Raw genomic sequence first — 20,909 nt, 5'->3', positions numbered from 1 at the left:
AAACCTCAGATTACGCTCTGCCGAACCCCTAAGCCTTGATTTACATCAAGAGTCCGAGTGAGGATTGTCTGCACACTGTCGCTCCATGACTGCATCGACGAATCTGCCGCCCATCAACGTAGTGCTAGGCACGATTGCAGGTGCGGGGGCTTTGCCGCCTGAGCGAACAGGGTTGATTCCTCATGGAGCGCAAACCTTGCGGCTCTTGGATGAGCCTTCAGAGTGGAATGCCTTTAGTGTGGCGGTGCCCACTCAGCCCGGTGCATGGGATTCCGCCCTAGTGATTGAAGGTATGCACTGCGCAGCATGTTCGATCACTGTTGAAGACGCCCTAAGTAAAGTACCTGGCGTACTGAGTGTTCGTGTAAATGCTGCGACCCACAGGGCGCATGTGGTCTGGCAGCAAGACCAAGTGCTTCCGTCGCAATGGATGCTCGAGGTTCAGCGCTGCGGCTACCGTGCGGCTCCAGCCAACGATGTGTTTGCAAGCGAGCGTAGACGCGCAGAGACCCGCAAGGCATTGTGGCGGTGGTTGGTGGCTGGTCTTTGCATGATGCAAGTGATGATGTATGCCTACCCGGCGTACATCGCGCATCCAGGTGACCTGACCCAGGAGATGGAGTCACTGCTTCGCTGGGCCTCTTGGGTACTCACGCTGCCAGTCATTCTTTTTTCATGCGGGCCTTTCTTTAAGAGTGCATTGCGCGATGTGCTGCATGCGCGTGTCAGCATGGACTTGCCCGTCGCCCTAGGCATGGCCATCACCTTTGCAGTGAGCACTGTAGGCACCTTTGAGCCCAATGGCATGTTTGGGCGCGAGGTGTACTTTGACTCGCTCACCATGTTTGTCTTCTTCTTGCTCACCGGGCGGTGGTTAGAGCTGCGCCTGCGTGACCGCACGGCGGGCGCTCTGGAGGCGCTGATGAACCGCTTGCCGGACAGTGTGGAACGCCAAAAAGCCGATGGCAGCTATGAGCGGGTTGCTGGGCGGCGCGTGCTGGTGGGCGATGTGTTGCGCGTACACGCCGGCGAGGCGTTTTTGGCCGATGGTGAGGTGCTTGAGGGCAACACCTCAGTCGATGAAGCATTGCTTACGGGTGAATCCAAGCCCTTGTCGCGAGGCCCAGGCGGTCAGGTCGTGGCGGGTAGCCACAACTTGTCGGGCACAGTGTTGATGCGTGTTGTGCGTGTAGGGGCAGACACTCGCTTTTCGCAAATCGTGGCGCTTATGGAGACGGCTTCTGCCGCCAAACCAGGCAACACAGCTTTGGTGGACCGCTTGGCCAAGCCTTTTTTAGTTGGCGTGCTGGTGGCTGCGGTGGCTGCATGCGCTTGGTGGTGGCCCCAAGACCCGACGCACGCCGTAATGGTGGCCGTGGCGGTGTTGGTGGTGACTTGCCCGTGCGCCTTGTCGCTGGCAACGCCTGCGGCCGTGCTGGCCTCAGCAGGTGCCTTGGCTAGGTGCGGCATATTGGTCCGCAAGCTAGACGCTTTGGATACGCTGGCCCAAGTAGACACGGTGGTGTTCGACAAAACAGGCACGCTCACCCAAGACGCCATGGTATTGGCCCAAGTGCATACGCGGGCAGAGTTCAGCACTGACCAAGCGCTTGCTTTGGCCGCAGTGCTTGCCAGCCAGTCTTTGCATCCGGCATCCAGGGCCATTGCTGCGGCGTTTGAGCAAGGCGTTGTCGCCAATTCGAATACGGCAGGCCGCTGTGCTTTGGTGGGTGATGTGCAAGAACTTGCGGGTGGCGGCTTGGCGGGCTCTGTGTTTGCGCCAAGTCGCGCAGACATTGAAGGGCAGGTAGGTCGGACTTACCAACTGCGTCTGGGTTCAGCGCTGCATTGTGGCGTGCCCTCGGATGCTGCGGCGCATGTGCGGGTATTTATGAGCGACCAAGACGGGTGGCTGGCAACCTTTGATTTGGCTGAGCAGGTGAGGGCGCAAGCACGTGGTGTTGTGGCTGACTTGGTCGCGCGTGGCTTGGATGTGCACTTGCTGTCTGGGGATGAAGAAGCCTCAGTCACTGCGGTTGCGCACTCAGTGGGTATCGCCAAGATGCGCAGTGCTTGTTTACCTGCGGACAAGTTGGCCTACCTGTCTGAACTCCAGCGTGCTGGTCACACTGTGGCCATGGTGGGCGATGGGCTTAACGACGGCCCGGTGCTTGCTGGCGCCAACGTGGCCTTTGCGTTTGGTAGTGCCGTGCCCTTGGCCCAGTCGAAGGCTGACTTTGTGGTGATGGGGAGCAGCTTGCAAGGCGTGGCGCAAACCCTTGGTGTAGCCCGCAAGACCCGTGATGTGATCCGACAAAACTTATGGTGGGCCTTGCTCTACAACGCAGCCTGCGTGCCCTTGGCCGTGGCGGGCATGTTGCCCGCTTGGGCGGCTGGACTGGGCATGGCTGCTAGTTCTCTATTGGTGGTGCTCAATGCGCTGCGACTGGCGCGTGCGCCGCGATTTGTGAAGGATGAGTGATGGACATTTTGTATTTGCTGATACCGCTGTCAGTCGTGCTGGTGTTTTTCATTCTGGGAGGGCTGTGGTGGGCTATCGACCGTGGCCAATTTGAAGACATTGAAGCTGAAGGTGAACGGGTGCTGCGTGACTCCTAAATGGTTCCCACGAATTGAAGCCATTTAAGGCAAGGTTTGATGTGAATCAACTGTCTAGTCCAAGTGCTCCAAGAGAATATCCCGTAGATAACTAGAGAAGAGGTAAATATGGCATTTCCTAACCAGCAGGCAACTGTCTACAACGATACCGTTGTACGTCAGTTCGCCATCATGACGGTGGTTTGGGGCGTAGTGGGCATGCTTGTGGGCGTGATCATTGCGGCTCAACTCGCGTGGCCAGAGTTGAACTTTGGCATCTCATTCCTGAGCTACGGACGACTGCGTCCGCTGCATACCAATGCAGTGATTTTCGCTTTCGGCGGATGCGGCTTGTTCGCATCCGCCTATTACATCGTTCAGCGGACCTGTCATGTCCGGCTGTTTGGCGACAAGCTGGCATCCTTCACGTTTTGGGGATGGCAGTTGGTCATTTTGGCCGCCGCGATTTCTTTGCCATTGGGTTACACCTCTGGCAAAGAGTATGCTGAGTTGGAGTGGCCGATTGACATCTTGATCACCTTGGTCTGGGTGTCGTTTGCCATTGTGTTCTTCGGTACCGTGGGTACCCGCAAGGTGAAACATATCTATGTAGCCAACTGGTTCTTTGGTGCGTTCATCATTGCAGTGGCAATTTTGCACTTGGTCAATAGCGCGGCTATTCCTGCAGGTTGGATGAAGTCTTACTCTGCGTACGCAGGTGTGCAAGACGCGATGGTGCAATGGTGGTATGGCCATAACGCGGTGGGCTTCTTCTTGACCGCTGGCTTCTTGGGGATGATGTATTACTTCATTCCTAAGCAAGCGGAACGGCCTGTGTACAGCTACCGCTTGTCCATCGTTCACTTTTGGGCGCTGATCTTCACTTACATGTGGGCGGGCCCACACCACTTGCACTACACCGCTTTGCCTGACTGGACCCAGTCTGTCGGTATGGTGTTCTCGCTGATTCTCTTGGCTCCTAGCTGGGGTGGCATGATCAACGGCATCATGACTTTGTCTGGCGCATGGCACAAACTGCGTGATGACCCTATCCTGCGCTTCTTGATCGTGTCTTTGTCCTTCTACGGTATGTCCACCTTTGAAGGCCCCATGATGTCTATCAAGACCGTGAATGCCTTGAGCCACTACACCGACTGGACTATCGGCCACGTGCATTCAGGTGCTTTGGGTTGGGTGGGCTTGGTGACCATGGGCTCTATGTACTACCTGATTCCACGCCTGTTTGGTCAAAAGCAAATGTTCAGCGTGAAAGCGATTGAGCTGCACTTCTGGATTGCCACCATCGGTATCGTGATTTACATCGCCGCGATGTGGATTGCCGGTGTGATGCAAGGTTTGATGTGGCGCGCGATCAACCCAGACGGTACTTTGACCTATACCTTTGTGGAGTCGGTGAAGGCTACTTACCCCTTCTATGTGCTGCGTCTGCTCGGTGGTTTGCTTTACCTGGGTGGCATGTTGATCATGTTGTGGAACACGCTGAAAACAGCAACCGCTGGCCGCGCTTCTAGCGTGACGATCCCCGCAGCTGCTGCCCACGCCTAAAGGAGAAAAACAACATGGCTAATCAACCTAAATCTTCGGGCTTGTCGCACGAGAAAATTGAAACCAGCAACTTCTTGATGATCGTTTTGATCTTGGTGGTGCTGCTGGCTGGGGGAATGGTGGAAATCGTTCCTTTGTTCTTCCAAAAATCGACGACTGAGCCGATTAAGGGCATCCAGCCCTACACAGCTTTGCAACTTGCGGGACGTGACGTCTACATTCGCGAAGGTTGCTACAACTGCCACTCGCAAATGATCCGTCCTTTCCGTGCCGAGACTTTGCGCTACGGCCACTACTCCGTGGCCGGCGAGTCAGTGTATGACCACCCCTTCCAATGGGGGAGCAAACGCACGGGGCCTGACTTGGCGCGTGTGGGCGGTAAATACAGTGATGAGTGGCATCGCATTCATTTGGTGAATCCGCGTGACGTCGTGCCTGAATCCAATATGCCAGCCTATCCATGGCTTGCAACTAACTTGGTAGACGCAGAGAGCCTACCTTCGCACTTGGCAGCGTTGCGCAAAGTGGGGGTGCCTTACACCGATGAGCAAATTGCAAAAGCCTCTGAAGAAGTTAAGGGAAAAACTGAACTCGAAGCCACCATTGCCTACCTGCAGGTGTTGGGCTTGGCTCTCAAGTAATTGAACCAGGAGAACAACATGGATATCAATACCCTGAGATCTGTTGCGACCGTGGTCAGCATGGTGACTTTCATTGGCATCGTCTGGTGGGCCTGCTCTAAGCGCCGCGCCCAAGACTTTACTGAAGCCGCCAACCTGCCATTTGAGCAGGACTGACCCCTGATAAGGAATAAAAATGAGCGACTTTACAAGTAACTTTTGGTCCATTTATGTGGCTGCCATTACGGTGGTGGCGATCGTGGCTTGTCTACTGCTGCTGTGGTTTAGTGGCAAAGCCAAGGCCATGACAGCGCATGACAACACCACAGGGCATGTGTGGGACGGAGACCTTCGTGAAATGAACAATCCCTTGCCTCGCTGGTGGGTGTGGTTGTTTGTGATCACCTTGGTGTTTGCCGCTGTCTATTTAGCTATGTATCCAGGCCTGGGCAGCTACCCTGGTGCGCTGACCGAGAAGTGGTCCCAAAAAGGCCAGTATGAAAAGGAAGTGGCCAAGGGCAATGCTGAAGTGGCGCCTTTGTACGCAAAATTCATCGCAATGAAGCCTGAGGATGTGTCCAAAGACCCGCAAGCCATGGCGATTGGCGAGCGCTTGTTTATGAACAACTGCTCCCAGTGTCATGGCTCTGATGCGCGCGGCTCTAAAGGCTTCCCAAACTTGACGGATGGAGACTGGCTGCATGGCGGTGCGCCTGACAAGATCAAGGAGACTTTGGTCAAAGGGCGCGTGGGTCAAATGCCTCCAATGGCAGCGGCCGTGGGTACTGGTGATGACGTGAAAAACGTCGCGAACTATGTGCTCAGCCTATCTGGTAGTCCACATGACTCGGTGCGTGCCAACTTGGGTAAATCAAAATTTGGTGTATGCGCCGCATGCCATGGTATGGACGGTAAAGGCAACCAAGCGTTGGGAGCGCCCAACTTGACAGATGACATATGGCTTCATGGCTACGGTGAAAACGCCATCATTGCTATGGTCAATAACGGTAAAGTGAACCAGATGCCTGCACAGGGTGAAAAGCTCACAGAAGCGCAGATTCATGTTTTGACATCGTATGTTTGGGGCCTCTCGAACAACGCTGTTTCTAAGTAGTGCGCGTTTAGAGACCTGGATTCGTGGCAAACATCACTCCGTCGTCCAATAGGGTTATACCTATCGTTGAGTCATCTGACAAAGGGCCCATTGAGCCACCAGCAGGTGCGGACGCGGAGTTGATCGCCTTGTATGAGGCACACAAGAAAATCTATCCCCGCAGCGTGTCTGGGTTCTTTTCTCGCTGGCGCTGGGCTACGGTGTTTCTCACGCAGTTGGTGTTTTATGGTGTGCCGTGGTTGGAGTGGGGGCAGCGTCAAGCTGTTTTGTTTGACCTAGGCGCACGGCGCTTTTACATTTTTGGCCTAGTGCTCTACCCGCAGGACTTTATCTACTTGACGGGGCTTCTGGTTATCTCCGCGTTCTCTTTGTTTTTGTTTACTGCCGTTGCAGGGCGGCTGTGGTGCGGATACGCGTGCCCACAAACGGTGTACACGGAGTTGTTTCTTTGGTTGGAAAAGCTGACTGAAGGTGATCGTTCCGCCCGCATGCGCCGCGATGCAGGCCCCTGGACTGCAGAGAAACTGGCTCGTAAGTTTGGGAAACACTTGTTGTGGCTTGCACTGGCTCTTTGGACAGGGTTTACTTTTGTGGGGTACTTCACCCCGATTCATGAGTTAGGCGCCGAGTTTTTGCAGCTCTCTTTAGGGCCTTGGGAAAATTTTTGGGTCTTTTTCTACGGTTTTGCAACCTATGGCAATGCAGGGTTTATGCGGGAGCAGGTGTGCAAGCACATGTGCCCCTACGCACGGTTTCAAAGCGCGATGTTCGACAAGGACACCTTGATCGTTACCTATGACCGAGAACGTGGGGAGCCTCGTGGAGCGCGCTCTAAGAAAGCCGATCTGACCACTTTGAACTTAGGCGCATGCGTGGATTGCACCTTATGCGTACAAGTCTGTCCAACCGGAATAGACATTCGAAATGGCCTGCAGTACGAGTGCATAGGCTGCGGTGCCTGTGCAGACGTCTGTGACACCGTTATGGACAAAGTGGGTTACCCACGCGGACTTGTGCGGTATTCGACCGAAAATGCCGTGAGCCAACATTGGACGCGTAGCCAAACTTGGCGCCATGTCTTGCGGCCACGTGTATTGGTGTATACCGCAGTGCTAGGGCTGGTCGTGTGCGCAATGGTTGCAGGCTTGGCGCTGCGCACACCCTTTAAGGTCGATGTGGTGCGAGACCGTGGCAGCCTAGCCCGCATCGTTGGAGGAGGGCGGATTGAGAATGTCTACCGACTTCAAATCATGAATGCGACTGAGCTTGCGCAAACATACACGATTGCCGCTGAAGGTTTGCCTGGCCTTACAGTGTCGTACGACGAGCATCTAATCGTTGAGGCTACTCAGGCTCGCTGGGTTGCTGTGAGGGTTCAAATACCTTACGAAGCTGCGCAGCCAGGATCCCATGCGATTCATTTCAAGATTAGCGCGCCAACGCTAGAGCGGACGGTGGCAGAAAAGTCTGTTTTTATTGTTCCACGTTAAGGAAACATCATGTCAACTTCACAAATCGATACGTCTCGCCCATGGTGGCAATTCGGCCATGTATGGCTCGTCATTTCCGGGCCACTCACCGTGGTGATAGCTAGCTTTTTCACCTTCTATCTGGCTGCAGTAGGTACTGACCCCGTAGTGGACGAGGACTACTACCGCAAAGGCATTGAGATTAACAGCACGTTATCGGCTAATCCCAGTAGCTTGGCACCTGCTATTCAAGCCCGTAACCATGCCGCGACAGGCGCCCCAGCACCCAAGTAAGTGGCACGTATTGTGGTAGCACGAGGTTTGCAGTTGCCTTTTGGGCAAGCTAGTTGCAAACCTTGGGGTTGACAATGTCTTTGAGCGCCTCAGTGTTCAGTATTCGTACGTGGCGTTGCTTGACTTCGACGATGCCATCGTCTGCAAACTTGGAGAATGTGCGGCTCACGGTCTCAAGCTTGAGACCTAGATAGCTGCCGATTTCTTCGCGCGTCATTCGCAAGATGAGCTCTGATTGAGAGAATCCACGGGCATGCAATCGTTGTACTAAATTCAATAAAAATGCAGCTACCCGTTCTTCAGCGCGCATGCTGCCAAGTAAAAGCATCACCCCGTTTTCGCGGACGATTTCACGGCTCATGATCTTATGAACATGGCGCTGCAGGGCATTGACCTCTCTAGACAACTCCTCAATGCGGTCAAATGGCATGACGCAGACCTCAGCGTCTTCTAGGGCCACGGCATCACATGTGTGATGGTCATGCACTATGCCGTCTAGGCCAATGACTTCCCCTGCCATTTGGAATCCAGTTACTTGGTCACGGCCGTCTTCCGATGCCACACAGGTCTTGAAGAAACCTGTGCGGATGGCAAAGAGACTCGTGAAGCGCTCCCCGTTTCTAAAGAGAGTGTCGCCACGCTTCACTTTTCGTCTACTTGCGACGACGTCATCTATCCGTTCAAGCTCCGATGGACTCAAGCCCAAGGGCATGCATAGCTCACGCAAGTTGCAGTTAGAGCAGGCCACTTTAATGGCTTGACCCGATAGGGTAGAACTGGCGGGATGCGCTGTGACTGCGATTGCAGCCAATGCATGTGCGCCAGGATGCGGCTTTAAGTCTTGTTCAAGCATATGCGTTCCGTGATTTGGATCAATTATGGAGCAGCGCAACGTCGATTCAACTTGATTTACATCAAGTTCGAATTGCAGTCATTCAGGCAAAGTCACTACGCTTGATTTGGAGTGTTTATGAATGCAATTGCAGCGCCTGTCGCGGAGGATGTGTTACGCCGCTATGACGTATCCGGTCCTCGTTATACGTCGTACCCAACCGCAGATCGATTTGTTGAAGCCTTTGGAGCCGATGATTACGCGCTAGCGCTAAAGCAACGGCGCAGTGGAGCTGCGGCGATGGCCTTGCCCCTGTCCTTGTACGTCCATATTCCGTTTTGTGAGTCACTCTGTTACTACTGCGCATGTAACAAAATCATCACCAAGCACCACGACAAAGGGGCTGTGTATTTGCGCTACCTCAGTCGGGAAATAGATTTGCACACTGCGCTTATTGGTCAAGGTCAAGTCATTAGCCAGCTCCACTTGGGTGGAGGCAGCCCTACATTTCTCAGCGACGCGGAGCTACGTGAGTTGATGGGGATGCTGCGGCGCAATTTCTCTTTTGTGCCGGGCGGTGAGTACTCCATTGAAATTGACCCCCGTACTGTGAACTCTGCACGCCTCGACACAATTGCGGATTTGGGCTTCAATCGTTTGAGCTTTGGTGTCCAAGATTTTGACCTGGCGGTACAGAAGGCGGTACACCGTGTTCAACCTGCGGAACAGGTGTTTGAATTAATGGGGGCTGCAAGGTCGCGTGGCTTTGACTCAGTGAACGTTGACTTAATCTATGGCTTGCCCCAGCAAACCCCTGAGTCGTTTAGCCGCACTCTAAATCAAGTGGTTGAGCTACGTCCTGACCGTATTGCTTTGTACGCCTATGCCCATTTGCCAGAACGTTTTAAGCCACAGCGTCGTATCAATACCGTAGAGCTGCCCACTGGGGGGTCAAAGATTTCGATGCTTTCTGGTTCCTTGGCCACATTTATGGGTGCGGGCTACGTATACGTTGGCATGGATCACTTTGCTTTGCCAGAGGACTCGCTCGCCATCGCCAAGCGGCAAGGGCGCTTGCACCGCAATTTTCAAGGCTATAGCACCCAGCCCGACTGTGACTTGATTGCTTTAGGCGTGTCATCCATTGGAAGAATTGGTGCGACTTACAGCCAAAATGCGAAAACCTTAGAAGAGTATTACGACTATTTGGACCAAGGCCAGTTTCCCGTAGTACGAGGGTTGGCTTTGACGCGGGATGATTTGGTGAGACGCGCGGTCATCATGGCTCTGATGTGCCAAGGTGAGCTCTACTATGAGTCGATAGACCTGTCGTTCCTGATAGATTTTCGGTCTTACTTTGCTGCCGAGTTGAGTGCTTTAGAGCTACTGGCAGAGCAGGGCATGGTCGAGGTGGATGAGCAGCGAGTTTTGGTCACCCGCCAAGGATGGTTCTTTGTGCGTGCTGTAGCCATGGTGTTTGACAAACATTTACAGACTGATAAGACCCGCGCACGTTTCTCGAAGATCATTTAGCATCGCCCCATGGATGCATCCCTTACTCTAACTGCACTGGTAATGGGCGTTGTTGGAGGGCCCCACTGTGTGGCCATGTGCGGAGCCGCTTGCGCCGGAATTGGCCAATTTTCAGCTGCTCGTCCAGCCCGCACGATCTTGTTGTTTCAATTGGGGAGGGTGGTGGGCTACTCTGGTTTGGGCGCATTGTCTGCGGCCTCACTTCAGGGGCTCGGTTGGCTGACTGTGCATTCGGCAGCGTTGCGACCCGTTTGGACTCTGTTTCATATCGCCGCGCTTGTGCTTGGCTTGCTGCTGCTTGTGCAGGGCCAACAGCCCGGCTGGGTTGATGCGCTGGGGCGAAACGCGTGGGGCAAAGTGCGGTCACTAACCAATAGGCACGCTATACGGTTGCCTGTTTTGGTAGGAGTCGCTTGGGCCTTGCTGCCATGTGGGCTGCTGTACTCGGCACTGATGGTCTCGGCCATGGCAAATAGTGTGTCTGGCGGTGCCGGTGTGATGGCAATGTTTGCTCTCGGTACCAGTATTACCATGACCATTGGTCCTTGGCTATGGTTACGGTTGCAAAGCGGCAACACCGTGCCGTTGCTTGGCAAAGTTCAGGTCAATGGACTTATTGGCGTAAAGGTGGCCGGGCTTGCCTTAGCTCTGAGTGCTGCGTGGGCACTGTGGATGGGCTTGGTCCACAACACTGCGCCTTGGTGTGTGACGCCGGCATGAAGTCGGTTGGGCTGAGATAATTGGCCCCTATGTCAAGTTATAAAGAAGTTTCAGCCGAGCGTTGGCGTCTGTCCGTTGCCCCGATGATGGATTGGACCGACAGGCACTGCCGCTACTTTCATCGCCTGCTTTCGAAACGCGCGTTGCTGTATACCGAGATGGTCACTACAGGAGCCCTGTTGCATGGTGATGTGCCTCGCCATCTCCAATACAGTGCTCAAGAACATCCGCTTGCCTTGCAGTTGGGTGGAAGTGAGCCTGCTGATCTGGCCCATAGTGCGCGTTTGGGAGCAAGTTGGGGTTACGACGAAATCAACCTAAACTGTGGTTGCCCTAGTGAGCGGGTTCAGCGTGGAGCGTTTGGCGCATGTTTAATGAATGAGCCTAGCTTGGTTGCAGACTGCGTCAAGGCCATGGTGGATGTAGTTGACGTGCCGGTCACTGTCAAACACCGTATTGGCATTGACAAGGACGAGAGCTACTCTTTTGTTCGTGATTTTGTCGGGACAGTGGCTGAAGCAGGTTGCAATACCTTCATAGTGCATGCACGCAATGCATGGCTCCAAGGACTCTCGCCCAAAGAGAACCGTGAAATTCCTCCTTTGCGATATGAAATCATCGCCATGCTTAAGGCTGATTTCCCCGATTTGGTAGTTTGTGTCAACGGGGGGATTAAAACCAATGTGGAGATCGCATCGCATCTGCAGGCATGTGATGGCGTGATGATTGGACGAGAGGCGTACCACAACCCTTGGCTGCTCAGCCAGTGGGACACCATCTTCTATGGCGCGCCAGCGGATAGCCTGAGTCGTGAATCCGTTGAGGAGCAAATGGTGGAGTATATGGAGCTAGAACAAGCAAGGAATGGCCAGGGCTGGTACGGCATCGCGCGCCATATGCTGGGTTTGAGGCATGGCTTGGCCGGATCACGCAAATGGAGGCAGCTTTGGAGTGATCACAGGCTGAAGCACCTGCCCGCCCGTGAAGTATTGGCGCTGTCGCGCTCCTCTCCTTTTGAGTTCGAAGCGGAAGCTACTCAGATTTGAAGTGTATTGAAATTGCGATATCGCCCCCAGTTACTAGCGTGATACAGTATTCTGAGAGCATCGATTAAGTGACAAGCATGGCTACCAAACAACCTACCCAACCGCCGGCACCGCCGACGTTAAGCCCTGAGCGTGACGAGGGCAACGCGGTGGTTCTGGAACGCCGAACGCAGCGTGTCCAGCCCCCGCATATGTTTCAAGTGGTAATGCTGAACGATGACTACACCCCCATGGAGTTTGTTGTTTTTGTCATTCAAGATTTTTTTGGCAAAGACTTGGAAACTGCTACACAGATCATGCTGAAAATTCATTTGGATGGTCGGGGCGTTTGTGGTGTTTACTCCAAAGATGTGGCGGCAACTAAAGTGGACCAAGTCTTGGAGGCGGCGCACAAAGCGGGTCATCCCTTGAAATGTATTAGCGAACCTATCGAGTCATAGCTTGAAAAGGCACATACCGCATCCATCTTTGGAAAACGGTTTACAGTTATTTATCAGAGCTCGCAAAAAGGAAATCACATGATCGCTCAAGAATTAGAAGTTAGCCTTCATATGGCCTTTGTTGAAGCCCGCCAACAGCGTCATGAGTTCATTACCGTTGAGCATTTGCTCCTGGCACTGTTAGATAACCCCAGTGCTGCGGAAGTGTTACGCGCCTGCTCTGCAAATATTGATGATTTGCGCAAGTCTTTGTCCAATTTCATTAAGGACAACACGCCTCAGGTTGCGGGTGCCGACGATGTAGATACCCAGCCTACGCTTGGCTTTCAACGCGTGATTCAGCGCGCCATCATGCACGTGCAGTCTACTGGCAGTGGAAAAAAGGAAGTAACCGGTGCAAATGTCTTGGTAGCCATCTTTGGCGAGAAAGATTCCCATGCTGTGTACTACTTGCACCAACAAGGCGTGACGCGCTTGGATGTGGTGAACTTTATTGCCCATGGCATCAAGAAAAACGACCCACCCGAAGTCACAAAATCTGGCGATAGCCCTGCCGAAGCAGAGGAAGGTGCTGCGGAAAAGAATGAGAAGGCCTCTCCTTTAGAGCAATACACTCAGAATCTGAACCAATTGGCAAAAGACGGAAAGATTGACCCGCTCATTGGCCGCGAGTTTGAAGTCGAGCGCGTGATCCAAATTCTGTGCCGTCGTAGGAAGAACAACCCACTGCTCGTAGGTGAAGCGGGTGTCGGAAAAACCGCAATTGCTGAAGGGCTTGCGTGGCGCATTTCTCAAGCGGATGTTCCCGAAATCCTCGCTGAATCTATTGTGTATTCCTTGGACATGGGTGCGTTGCTCGCCGGTACGAAGTATCGGGGCGACTTTGAGCAACGCCTGAAGGGTGTGCTGAAAGCCCTAAAGGACAAACCTAATGCGGTTTTGTTTATTGACGAGATTCATACACTCATCGGTGCAGGCGCCGCCTCGGGCGGCACGCTCGATGCTTCCAACTTACTCAAGCCGAGCCTTAGTTCTGGGCAGCTGAAGTGCATCGGTGCCACGACATTCTCAGAGTACCGCGGTATCTTTGAGAAAGATGCAGCCTTGTCTCGCCGCTTCCAGAAAGTGGACGTGGTAGAGCCCACCATTGACCAAACCGTTGAAATTCTCAAGGGTTTGAAGTCGCGTTACGAGGAGCACCACGGCGTGAAGTACGCAGTGGCGGCATTGCAAGCTGCTGCCGAGTTAAGTGCTAAGTACATCAATGACCGTCACTTACCTGACAAAGCCATTGATGTGATCGACGAAGCGGGTGCCGCGCAACGTATTTTGTCGCCAAGCAAGCGCAAGAAAACCATCAGCAAGGCTGAAGTTGAAGAGATTGTGGCCAAGATTGCGCGCATCCCTCCGGCAAACGTATCCAATGACGATCGCAGCAAACTTAAGACGCTGGAGCGAGACCTGAAGAGTGTCGTGTTTGGACAAGACAAAGCACTGGATGTGCTTGCTTCGGCCGTCAAAATGGCGCGTTCCGGATTGGGCAAGGGGGATAAACCCATTGGTTCATTCCTGTTTAGTGGCCCTACTGGAGTCGGCAAAACAGAGGCTGCCAAACAGCTTGCCTACATCATGGGCATTGAGCTGATTCGCTTTGACATGAGTGAGTACATGGAACAGCACGCCGTGAGTCGACTCATTGGTGCACCTCCTGGCTATGTGGGTTTCGATCAAGGCGGTTTGCTGACAGAAGCCATTACCAAGAAACCGCACTCGGTACTTTTGCTGGACGAAATTGAAAAGGCACACCCCGCCATATTCAATGTACTGCTGCAAGTCATGGACCATGGGACTTTGACAGACAACAACGGACGCAAGGCAGATTTCCGCAACGTCATCATTGTGATGACGACCAATGCGGGGGCTGAGACCATGAACAAGGCAACCATCGGGTTTACCAACCCAAGGGAATCTGGCGACGAAATGGCGGACATCAAGCGCCTGTTTACGCCAGAGTTCCGCAACCGTTTGGATGCAATGGTTAGCTTTAAGGCTTTGGACGAAAACGTGATCTTGCGTGTGGTTGACAAGTTCTTGCTGCAATTGGAAACGCAACTTGCCGAGAAGAAGGTTGAAGTTACCTTCACAGACAAACTGCGCAAGCACCTCGCCAAGAAGGGTTTTGATCCCTTGATGGGCGCACGTCCGATGCAGCGCCTCATCCAAGACACAATTCGTCGTGGCTTGGCGGATGAGTTGCTGTTTGGTCGCTTGACAGAAGGTGGGCGTCTGACCGTGGATCTTGATGAAACTGACCCAACCAAAACAGAGGTTTTGTTGGACATCCAGCCCCTACCCAAGAAAGAAGGTAAGGCTAAGCCTGAAGAAGCAACCGCCGGTTAAGCGAGCACGTTTCGGTTGATAAGATAAGGCCTAGTTGCTAAGCAACTGGGCCTTTGTCTTTGCAGTCGTAAATTCCTTACAAATATCAGTGGACTGAGTCGTAGTACGTCTGTGCGCTAACTGTTTTGGCATGGGTTTTCCGGCTCAAGCCTTCCTTCATCAGTCCTAGCAAGACTTCATTTCCTCTTTTTTCGTTGTAGTTCTCTATATGAAGTTTCTCCTTATCTTGTTTGCCATGGTCTTGGCAGGTTGTGCAACAAGTCCTCCTAATGCAGTGGTGGTGCAAGACTCCGGCGCAACGGCATCAACAACGGTACCTGAAATTCCCGTAATAAGCCCATTACCGCCAGTGGTTCCAAAGGTTCCGCCGCGTGTGGGGCTTGCCTTGGGGGGAGGCGCTGCACGCGGTTTCGCACATGTAGGCGTGATTCAAGTGCTAGAAGAGGCGGGCATTCGTCCCTCGCTGGTTGCAGGGACATCGGCTGGCAGCGTGGTTGCCGCGATGTATGCCAGCGGAAAGACTGGCACCCAGTTGCAACACATCGCTGAAACCATGGAGGAGGCAGCCATTGCGGACTGGACACTCCCCATCTTTAGCCGAGGCATGTTGCGTGGCGAGGCTCTTGCCCGCTATGTCAACGGGCAGGTCAAGTCTAAGTTAATTGAGGATATGCCTCTGCCTCTGGGTATCGTAGCCACCGACCTAAATACTGGCCTCAGTGTGCTGTTTCGGCGCGGCGATACCGGCACAGCTGTACGTGCTTCAAGCGCAGTGCCTGCGGTTTTTCAGCCCGTAAAGATTGGGGGCAAAGAATACGTGGATGGCGGCTTGGTGTCGCCAGTGCCTGTGCGTGGTGCCAGATCGATGGGGGCTCAAGTCATTGTTGCGGTGGACATTTCAAGCCCGCCCGAAGGAAGCCTCACCGGCGGCACACTGGAAATCTTGCTGCAGACGTTTTCCATCATGGGCCAGAGTATCAATGCACTGGAATTGAATGATGCTGATGTCGTGGTGCGCCCTGCGCTGCAGGGCATTTCGAGCGCTGATTTCAGTGCGCGCAAGCGGTCTATCGAAGCGGGCCGCCGAGCCATGTTGCAAGCATTGCCTCAACTGCGCGCCGCCATAGCAGCCAAAACCAAGTAGGCCGATTGTTCGGGAGACAAAAAAAAGGCCTCGTTTTGCAACGAGGCCTTGAAGGGATCCCTGAACCAAAAGGTTTCGAAAGGACCCGAGGAGACAACTGGTAGAAACAACGTTTCTCAATGCGCGAATTATCTCAGGGTTTTCCCTTGTCTGCAACGCATTGGGGCCATTGCCCTCAAAAATTCTTAGCCTGTTGGCCGTTAGCGCTTTTTGGCAGTCGATTTGGCAGTGTTGCTGGCGGTTGCCGCTACTGCGTTGAAGTTGCTTTCAGCTAGTTCTGTGGCTTGTTTCACGGCCTTTTGAACGGACTCTAGCGCATTGTTGGCGGATGCAACGGCGCTTTTCATGACCGCTACGGCAGCCTCTGATCCAGCTGGGGCGTTCTTAGCGGCATTGTCTACCAAGCCCAAAAACTTCTTTTGCGCCTCAGCGGCTTGGGCTTCATAGGTTTTTGTGAACTCAGCGCCCGCGCCAGAGGCGATGTCGTACAGGTGGCGGCTGTACGCTGCTGTTTTCTCGGCCAAGGGTTGAAACAAACCAGACTGCAATGCCAATAGCTCTTGGGCATCTTTGACACTTAGCAGCGCTTTGGCTTGTTCACCAGACTCAAGCATTGCAGCTTTGGTGGCGGTCAGGTTCAGCTCGACGATCTTTTCCACGCCTTCAAAGGCCTTTGCGGTCAAGCCTAACAAAGTTTCGAGGTTGGCTTTGTGGGACGCTACGACTTGGTCAACTGTCAGCATGGGTTACTCCTAAAGTGTGTGTGTGACAAACATTTGCGCTGCGCTGAAATTGGCAGTTTGCCAATGTTGCAGTGCAGCATTCAGATCAATTATAGAGACTGAGTCAATCATTGCAAGCATATTGTTGCAATGCAGCAAATGAACACGTTTGCCCCTGAAGCTTTGAAAATTTCATACCTGTGTCATGAAACTAAGGTTTGGACCCGACAGGCTTGAGTGGAAGCCGTGCGCGCTACGCTGGCAGAATGTGCTTACAACCCCCAAGCGCTTTAACCTATTGAAAGCCTTTCAATGTCCAACATCTCTGTTGATAACGCCATTCGCTCACGTCGGTCCATTCGTGCATTCAAGCCACAACCTGTTGCCAAAGAGCTGATCACCCTTCTGCTTGATCTCGCAAGCCGTGCACCTTCAGGTACCAATACACAGCCGTGGAAGGTCTATGTTTTGCAGGGGCAGAGCCGCGATACTTTGGTCCACAAGGTCTGTGCGGCCCACGATGCAGTTCGTGCGGACCCTAGTTTGGCCGCTCAATACCGAGAGGAGTACGACTACTACCCCGAAAAGTGGATCAGCCCATTTATTGACCGCCGCCGCGAAAACGGCTGGAGCCTTTATGGTTTGCTGGGCATAGGCAAAGCTGACAAAGACAAGATGCATGTACAGCACCAAAGAAACTTCCAATTCTTTGATGCGCCTGTGGGACTCATGTTCACGATCAACCGCGTCTTAGGCCGTGGCTCTTTGCTGGACTACGGCATGTTCTTGCAAAGCATCATGGTGGCTGCACGGGCGCACGGTTTGGACACCTGCCCGCAGGCTGCTTGGAACGGTTTTGCATCCATCATCTTGCCGCATATTGGTGCCGGAGCTGAGGAAATGCTGGTCTGTGGAATGTCGCTTGGCTATGCCGATGAAGATGCGGTGGTCAATACCTTGCAAACGCCTCGCGTTGCGGCACAAGACTTTACCCAATGGTTGGACTAAGCCCTAAGTCCTGACTCTGAGACCACACCCATGATCATTACCAGTCTGCTAGACACTGATCTTTACAAGTTCACCATGATGCAAGTCGTACTGCATCAGTTTCCGGGGGCGCAGGTCGAATACAAGTTCAAGTGCAGAAACCCCGCCATTGACCCGCTCACTGGACAGGCCACCCGTGCGTTGGCTCCGTACATCGCTGAAATTCGCAGCGAGATCCGCTCGCTGTGCAGTTTGCACTTTCAAGACGAAGAGCTGGAGTACCTGCAATCGCTGCGCTTCATCAAGAGCGACTTCGTGGACTTTTTGGGCTTGTTTCAGCTCAACGAAAAGTACATCACAGTGGAGGCGCTGCCTACAGGGGAAATTGGTATCAGCATTCGGGGCCCATGGCTGCACACCATCTTGTTTGAGATACCCGTGCTGGCCATCGTCAATGAGGTGTACTTTCGCAATACCCAACAACTGCCCAACCTCATGGAGGGCCGCAGGCGCCTAGACGAAAAAATCGCGCTCTTGCGTGGTGAGGGCCTCGCCGACCTCAAGATCGCTGACTACGGCACGCGCAGACGTTTCTCCAAGGCGTGGCACGAAGAGGTATTGCGGGTGCTGTCCGCCAAACTGGGCCTAGGACAAAGCCCTGGCCATGCGCGCGGCACACCTGGCCAATTGGCTGGGACCAGCAATGTGTTCTTCGCCATGAAGCTAGGCATGACCCCCTTGGGCACCATGGCCCATGAGTACTTGCAGGCCTGCCAAGCCTTAGGGCCACGGCTTCGCGACAGTCAAATCTATGCCTTCGAGTCATGGGCCAAAGAGTATCGGGGCGACTTGGGCATTGCATTGAGCGATGTGTACGGCATGAGCGCGTTTTTGCGCGACTTTGATTTGCTGTTCTGCAAGCTGTTTGATGGTGCGCGCCATGACAGTGGGGACCCCTTCAACTGGGGGGAGCGCATGTTGGACCATTACATCAGTAACCGGGTGGATCCCCGCACCAAAACTCTGATCTTTAGCGACGCTTTGACCGTTCCACGCACCATTGAGTTGTACCAGCAGTTCCGTGGTCGCTGCCAACTTGCCTTTGGTATTGGCACCGACCTCACGAATGACATTGCCGATGCGCCCGAGCATGTGCCCTTGCAAATTGTGATCAAAATGGTGCGATGCAACGGCCAACCCGTGGCCAAGTTGTCTGACACGCCGTCCAAAAGCATGTGTGACGATGAGAAATACTTGGCCTACTTGCGCCAAGTGTTCGATATCAACCAACCCGAGTAGACATGCTGTCACAGCGTAGTGTGATTGTTTGCTATAAATTAAATAGCTGTCTGCGCCTATTTGATGGGCGCAAAGCCATTGTTTAAGAGAATGAGATGAGCCAACTGCCCAAAGTGTTGATTGCCCGCGCCATTTTTCCCGAGGTGCTAGACCAGTTGTCTGCACACTTTGAGCTCGAGACCAACCAAACAGATGAAGTGTGGGGTCCCGATGTCTTGGCCGCTAAGTTGCAAGACAAAGCAGGGCTGTTTGCCATGGGCACCGATAGGGTCGATGCCGCCTTGCTGGCCGCTTGCCCCAAGCTCAGAATCTGCGCTAACATGACGGTGGGCTACAACAACTTTGACCTCGCTGCGATGACGGCCGCCAAAGTGCTTGGCACCAATGCACCAGACGTATTGACCGAAACCACCGCAGACTTTGGCTTTGCCTTGCTGCTAGCCACCGCCAGGCGCGTGACCGAAAGCGAGCATTTCCTGCGTGCCGGACTGTGGACCCAATGGCGCTATGACATGTTTGCGGGTGCCGATGTGCATGGTTCTACCCTGGGAATACTAGGCATGGGGCGCATAGGGCAGGGTATAGCCAAACGCGCCGCACTAGGGTTTGGCATGAAGGTGCTGTACCACAACCGCAGCCGTTTAGACCCCGCGACAGAAGCCCAGTGCCGGGCCCAGTGGGTTGCCAAAGAAGAGCTTTTGCGCTCCAGTGATCACTTGATGCTGGTCTTGCCTTACTCGAAGCAAACGCACCACGCCATAGGGGCCCCTGAGTTGGCCCTCATGAAGCCAAGCGCCACCCTCATCAACCTCGCCAGAGGCGGCATCGTAGACGACGCAGCGCTGGCCGAAGCCTTGGCGGCAAAACGCATTGCAGCAGCAGGGCTAGACGTGTTTGAAGGCGAGCCCACCGTGCATCCCGCACTGCTGGCATTGAGCAACGTGGTGTTAACGCCGCACATTGCCAGCGCCAGTCTGCCCACGCGCAGGGCTATGGCGCAGTTGGCGGTGGACAACCTCGTGGGCTACCTTGTGCATGGCAAACCGGTTACGCCCTTGAACCCAGACGTGCTGGCCTAGCCGACCTTGCCCTACTTTGCGTTCACGATGCCCTTGAAGTCGTAAGGCACCACAATCGTGTTCACTTTGCCTGCTGCAACGCCTTCAGCGATCTTGAGGTTGGCCATCGCGTTCATATAGCCAATTGCACCTGCATTCGCGTTCAGTGCGGCAATGCGTTCGGCCTCTTTCTTGGCAGTTTGCACTTCCACCTCTTTGGTCTTGAGTTCATTTTGTGCCCGCACCAGTTCATTGGCGCTGGCAACAATGATGTCTGCAGGGGTGATGGCGCGCACTTGAATCTGAGACACGGTGATCTTCTCGGCCAGCTTTTCTTCCGTCAGGGTCTTGATGATGTTCTCGCGGATTTTTTGCTCAATGATGGGCCGGTTGTCCGCCATTTTCAAAGACTCGTACTCACGCGCCACCTTGTAGGCCGCGTTGCGCGCACTCAGTGCCACGTAGTTTTGCATGAGCAAAATGTCTTTGTCTGACATGCCATGGAAAGTTTTGTTTTTGGTCGTCCACAGCTCAGAGACGGCTGCGGGGTTGATGTTGTAGACCACGGTCATGTCGAAGTCTTTGATCGTGGAGTTGTCAGACGCCAAGGGCGTCATGTTGTCCACCGCTACCGCTACATCTTGGATTTTGAACGTGATGATGTCGCCAATCAGCGTTTGGTTAAACGTTCCCGGCAGGCGCTCCGTGGGGTCCGTGGTTTTGTCAAAGTTGATACGCAGGCCCACCTCACCGGTTTCGATGCGGGTGCAAGCCGAGAGTGCTAGGGACATAGCGATTGCCGACAGGGTCAAGCTGAGACGTTGTGTGTTGTGCATGTTTTTCTCCGTTTGTTGTAGTGATAGCCATCATGCTATTTCCAATGTGACTGCGGTGTAACGCAGCGGCGTTTATTTTGTGACAGAGCGTGCTGTTGCTGGCCTCGAACTCACCTCCCTTGTGCTACCTGTGTACTATAAATTTGATAGCTGCCTGCGCAAGCGCAATGGGCGCCAACGGGTGGTTTTGCCTCAAAATGCGTCGGACGAAGCCACACGCTCGCTTTTGCA

The 20,909-nt window shown here is 53.8% G+C and carries 20 protein-coding genes; 17 read left to right on the top strand and 3 right to left on the bottom strand.

The genetic code is table 11. The annotated features are described in order from the left end of the window. Nucleotides 1-85 precede the first annotated feature (85 nt). The 8 genes from EXZ61_RS11955 (at nt 86) to EXZ61_RS11920 (ending at nt 7,661) form a co-directional block, all read left to right on the top strand. Nucleotides 86-2,482 carry a heavy metal translocating P-type ATPase gene (locus EXZ61_RS11955; RefSeq protein WP_142811987.1) on the top strand — a complete coding sequence of 799 codons (2,397 nt, stop codon included), beginning with the start codon at nt 86-88 and terminating at the stop codon, nt 2,480-2,482. Next, a complete protein-coding gene (gene ccoS / locus EXZ61_RS11950; protein WP_142811986.1) occupies nt 2,482-2,619 on the top strand; it encodes a cbb3-type cytochrome oxidase assembly protein CcoS in 138 nt (45 codons plus the stop codon). The genes EXZ61_RS11955 and ccoS overlap by 1 nt, the downstream gene beginning before the upstream one ends. A gap of 108 nt (nt 2,620-2,727) precedes the next feature. After that, nucleotides 2,728-4,164, top strand: a complete 1,437-nt coding sequence (gene ccoN / locus EXZ61_RS11945; protein ID WP_142811985.1) for a cytochrome-c oxidase, cbb3-type subunit I — start codon at nt 2,728-2,730, stop codon at nt 4,162-4,164. Nucleotides 4,165-4,178: 14 nt separating this feature from the next. Further along, a complete protein-coding gene (gene ccoO, locus EXZ61_RS11940) occupies nt 4,179-4,805 on the top strand; it encodes a cytochrome-c oxidase, cbb3-type subunit II (RefSeq protein WP_142811984.1) in 627 nt (208 codons plus the stop codon). An 18-nt stretch (nt 4,806-4,823) separates the two neighbouring features. Continuing rightward, a complete protein-coding gene (locus EXZ61_RS11935; protein WP_142811983.1) occupies nt 4,824-4,961 on the top strand; it encodes a cbb3-type cytochrome oxidase subunit 3 in 138 nt (45 codons plus the stop codon). A gap of 19 nt (nt 4,962-4,980) precedes the next feature. Then, entirely contained in the window at nt 4,981-5,898 is a 918-nt protein-coding gene (gene ccoP, locus EXZ61_RS11930; protein WP_142811982.1) for a cytochrome-c oxidase, cbb3-type subunit III, read from the top strand. A 32-nt stretch (nt 5,899-5,930) separates the two neighbouring features. Next, nucleotides 5,931-7,388, top strand: coding sequence for a cytochrome c oxidase accessory protein CcoG (gene ccoG / locus EXZ61_RS11925; RefSeq protein WP_425353627.1), 1,458 nt, complete (start codon nt 5,931-5,933; stop codon nt 7,386-7,388). 9 nt (nt 7,389-7,397) lie between these two features. Further along, entirely contained in the window at nt 7,398-7,661 is a 264-nt protein-coding gene (locus EXZ61_RS11920; RefSeq protein WP_142811980.1) for a FixH family protein, read from the top strand. Nucleotides 7,662-7,710: 49 nt separating this feature from the next. Here the strand turns inward: EXZ61_RS11920 and EXZ61_RS11915 are convergent, their stop codons facing one another. Continuing rightward, complete coding sequence (locus EXZ61_RS11915; protein WP_237219183.1) at nt 7,711-8,373, bottom strand: helix-turn-helix domain-containing protein; 663 nt, start codon at nt 8,371-8,373, stop codon at nt 7,711-7,713. A 258-nt stretch (nt 8,374-8,631) separates the two neighbouring features. On the opposite strand from EXZ61_RS11915, the gene hemN reads away from it, so the two are divergent. The 6 genes from hemN (at nt 8,632) to EXZ61_RS11885 (ending at nt 15,776) form a co-directional block, all read left to right on the top strand. After that, nucleotides 8,632-10,026: an oxygen-independent coproporphyrinogen III oxidase gene (gene hemN, locus EXZ61_RS11910; RefSeq protein ID WP_142811978.1), complete on the top strand. Its 1,395-nt coding sequence runs from the start codon at nt 8,632-8,634 to the stop codon at nt 10,024-10,026. A gap of 9 nt (nt 10,027-10,035) precedes the next feature. After that, nucleotides 10,036-10,746 carry a sulfite exporter TauE/SafE family protein gene (locus EXZ61_RS11905; protein WP_142811977.1) on the top strand — a complete coding sequence of 237 codons (711 nt, stop codon included), beginning with the start codon at nt 10,036-10,038 and terminating at the stop codon, nt 10,744-10,746. A 29-nt stretch (nt 10,747-10,775) separates the two neighbouring features. Further along, on the top strand, nt 10,776-11,792 hold the full coding sequence (gene dusA, locus EXZ61_RS11900; protein ID WP_142811976.1) for a tRNA dihydrouridine(20/20a) synthase DusA: 1,017 nt from the start codon (nt 10,776-10,778) through the stop codon (nt 11,790-11,792). Between the two features lie 77 nt (nt 11,793-11,869). Beyond that, on the top strand, nt 11,870-12,232 hold the full coding sequence (clpS, locus tag EXZ61_RS11895) for an ATP-dependent Clp protease adapter ClpS (protein WP_142811975.1): 363 nt from the start codon (nt 11,870-11,872) through the stop codon (nt 12,230-12,232). Nucleotides 12,233-12,310: 78 nt separating this feature from the next. Then, nucleotides 12,311-14,632, top strand: a complete 2,322-nt coding sequence (gene clpA, locus EXZ61_RS11890; protein WP_142811974.1) for an ATP-dependent Clp protease ATP-binding subunit ClpA — start codon at nt 12,311-12,313, stop codon at nt 14,630-14,632. 208 nt (nt 14,633-14,840) lie between these two features. Further along, nucleotides 14,841-15,776: a patatin-like phospholipase family protein gene (locus tag EXZ61_RS11885; RefSeq protein WP_237218942.1), complete on the top strand. Its 936-nt coding sequence runs from the start codon at nt 14,841-14,843 to the stop codon at nt 15,774-15,776. A gap of 200 nt (nt 15,777-15,976) precedes the next feature. Here the strand turns inward: EXZ61_RS11885 and EXZ61_RS11880 are convergent, their stop codons facing one another. Next, nucleotides 15,977-16,519 (bottom strand): phasin family protein, encoded by a 543-nt coding sequence (locus tag EXZ61_RS11880; protein ID WP_142811973.1) that lies wholly within the window; start codon nt 16,517-16,519, stop codon nt 15,977-15,979. Between the two features lie 291 nt (nt 16,520-16,810). On the opposite strand from EXZ61_RS11880, the gene EXZ61_RS11875 reads away from it, so the two are divergent. The 3 genes from EXZ61_RS11875 (at nt 16,811) to EXZ61_RS11865 (ending at nt 19,863) form a co-directional block, all read left to right on the top strand. Further along, nucleotides 16,811-17,506 (top strand): nitroreductase, encoded by a 696-nt coding sequence (locus EXZ61_RS11875; RefSeq protein WP_142811972.1) that lies wholly within the window; start codon nt 16,811-16,813, stop codon nt 17,504-17,506. A 30-nt stretch (nt 17,507-17,536) separates the two neighbouring features. Further along, a complete protein-coding gene (pncB, locus tag EXZ61_RS11870; protein ID WP_142811971.1) occupies nt 17,537-18,784 on the top strand; it encodes a nicotinate phosphoribosyltransferase in 1,248 nt (415 codons plus the stop codon). A gap of 95 nt (nt 18,785-18,879) precedes the next feature. Further along, on the top strand, nt 18,880-19,863 hold the full coding sequence (locus EXZ61_RS11865; RefSeq protein WP_142811970.1) for a 2-hydroxyacid dehydrogenase: 984 nt from the start codon (nt 18,880-18,882) through the stop codon (nt 19,861-19,863). 11 nt (nt 19,864-19,874) lie between these two features. On the opposite strand, the gene EXZ61_RS11860 is transcribed toward EXZ61_RS11865, so the two are convergent. Next, nucleotides 19,875-20,678, bottom strand: a complete 804-nt coding sequence (locus EXZ61_RS11860) for an SPFH domain-containing protein (protein WP_142811969.1) — start codon at nt 20,676-20,678, stop codon at nt 19,875-19,877. Nucleotides 20,679-20,909: the final 231 nt, after the last annotated feature.

Source organism: Rhodoferax aquaticus (assembly GCF_006974105.1).
Classification (GTDB): Bacteria; Pseudomonadota; Gammaproteobacteria; order Burkholderiales; family Burkholderiaceae_C; genus Allorhodoferax; species Allorhodoferax aquaticus_A.
This window is presented reverse-complemented; position numbering and strand designations above follow the sequence as displayed.

Coding starts and splice junctions, on each gene's coding strand:
- dusA (WP_142811976.1), top strand. CDS start 10,776: ATGTCAAGTTATAAAGAAGTTTCAGCCGAGCGTTGGCGTCTGTCCGTT.
- hemN (WP_142811978.1), top strand. CDS start 8,632: ATGAATGCAATTGCAGCGCCTGTCGCGGAGGATGTGTTACGCCGCTAT.
- EXZ61_RS11880 (WP_142811973.1), bottom strand. CDS start 16,519: ATGCTGACAGTTGACCAAGTCGTAGCGTCCCACAAAGCCAACCTCGAA.
- EXZ61_RS11955 (WP_142811987.1), top strand. CDS start 86: ATGACTGCATCGACGAATCTGCCGCCCATCAACGTAGTGCTAGGCACG.
- pncB (WP_142811971.1), top strand. CDS start 17,537: ATGATCATTACCAGTCTGCTAGACACTGATCTTTACAAGTTCACCATG.
- EXZ61_RS11865 (WP_142811970.1), top strand. CDS start 18,880: ATGAGCCAACTGCCCAAAGTGTTGATTGCCCGCGCCATTTTTCCCGAG.
- EXZ61_RS11905 (WP_142811977.1), top strand. CDS start 10,036: ATGGATGCATCCCTTACTCTAACTGCACTGGTAATGGGCGTTGTTGGA.
- EXZ61_RS11915 (WP_237219183.1), bottom strand. CDS start 8,373: ATGCCCTTGGGCTTGAGTCCATCGGAGCTTGAACGGATAGATGACGTC.
- ccoN (WP_142811985.1), top strand. CDS start 2,728: ATGGCATTTCCTAACCAGCAGGCAACTGTCTACAACGATACCGTTGTA.
- EXZ61_RS11875 (WP_142811972.1), top strand. CDS start 16,811: ATGTCCAACATCTCTGTTGATAACGCCATTCGCTCACGTCGGTCCATT.
- clpA (WP_142811974.1), top strand. CDS start 12,311: ATGATCGCTCAAGAATTAGAAGTTAGCCTTCATATGGCCTTTGTTGAA.
- EXZ61_RS11885 (WP_237218942.1), top strand. CDS start 14,841: ATGAAGTTTCTCCTTATCTTGTTTGCCATGGTCTTGGCAGGTTGTGCA.
- ccoP (WP_142811982.1), top strand. CDS start 4,981: ATGAGCGACTTTACAAGTAACTTTTGGTCCATTTATGTGGCTGCCATT.
- EXZ61_RS11935 (WP_142811983.1), top strand. CDS start 4,824: ATGGATATCAATACCCTGAGATCTGTTGCGACCGTGGTCAGCATGGTG.
- EXZ61_RS11920 (WP_142811980.1), top strand. CDS start 7,398: ATGTCAACTTCACAAATCGATACGTCTCGCCCATGGTGGCAATTCGGC.
- ccoS (WP_142811986.1), top strand. CDS start 2,482: ATGGACATTTTGTATTTGCTGATACCGCTGTCAGTCGTGCTGGTGTTT.
- ccoO (WP_142811984.1), top strand. CDS start 4,179: ATGGCTAATCAACCTAAATCTTCGGGCTTGTCGCACGAGAAAATTGAA.
- EXZ61_RS11860 (WP_142811969.1), bottom strand. CDS start 20,678: ATGCACAACACACAACGTCTCAGCTTGACCCTGTCGGCAATCGCTATG.
- clpS (WP_142811975.1), top strand. CDS start 11,870: ATGGCTACCAAACAACCTACCCAACCGCCGGCACCGCCGACGTTAAGC.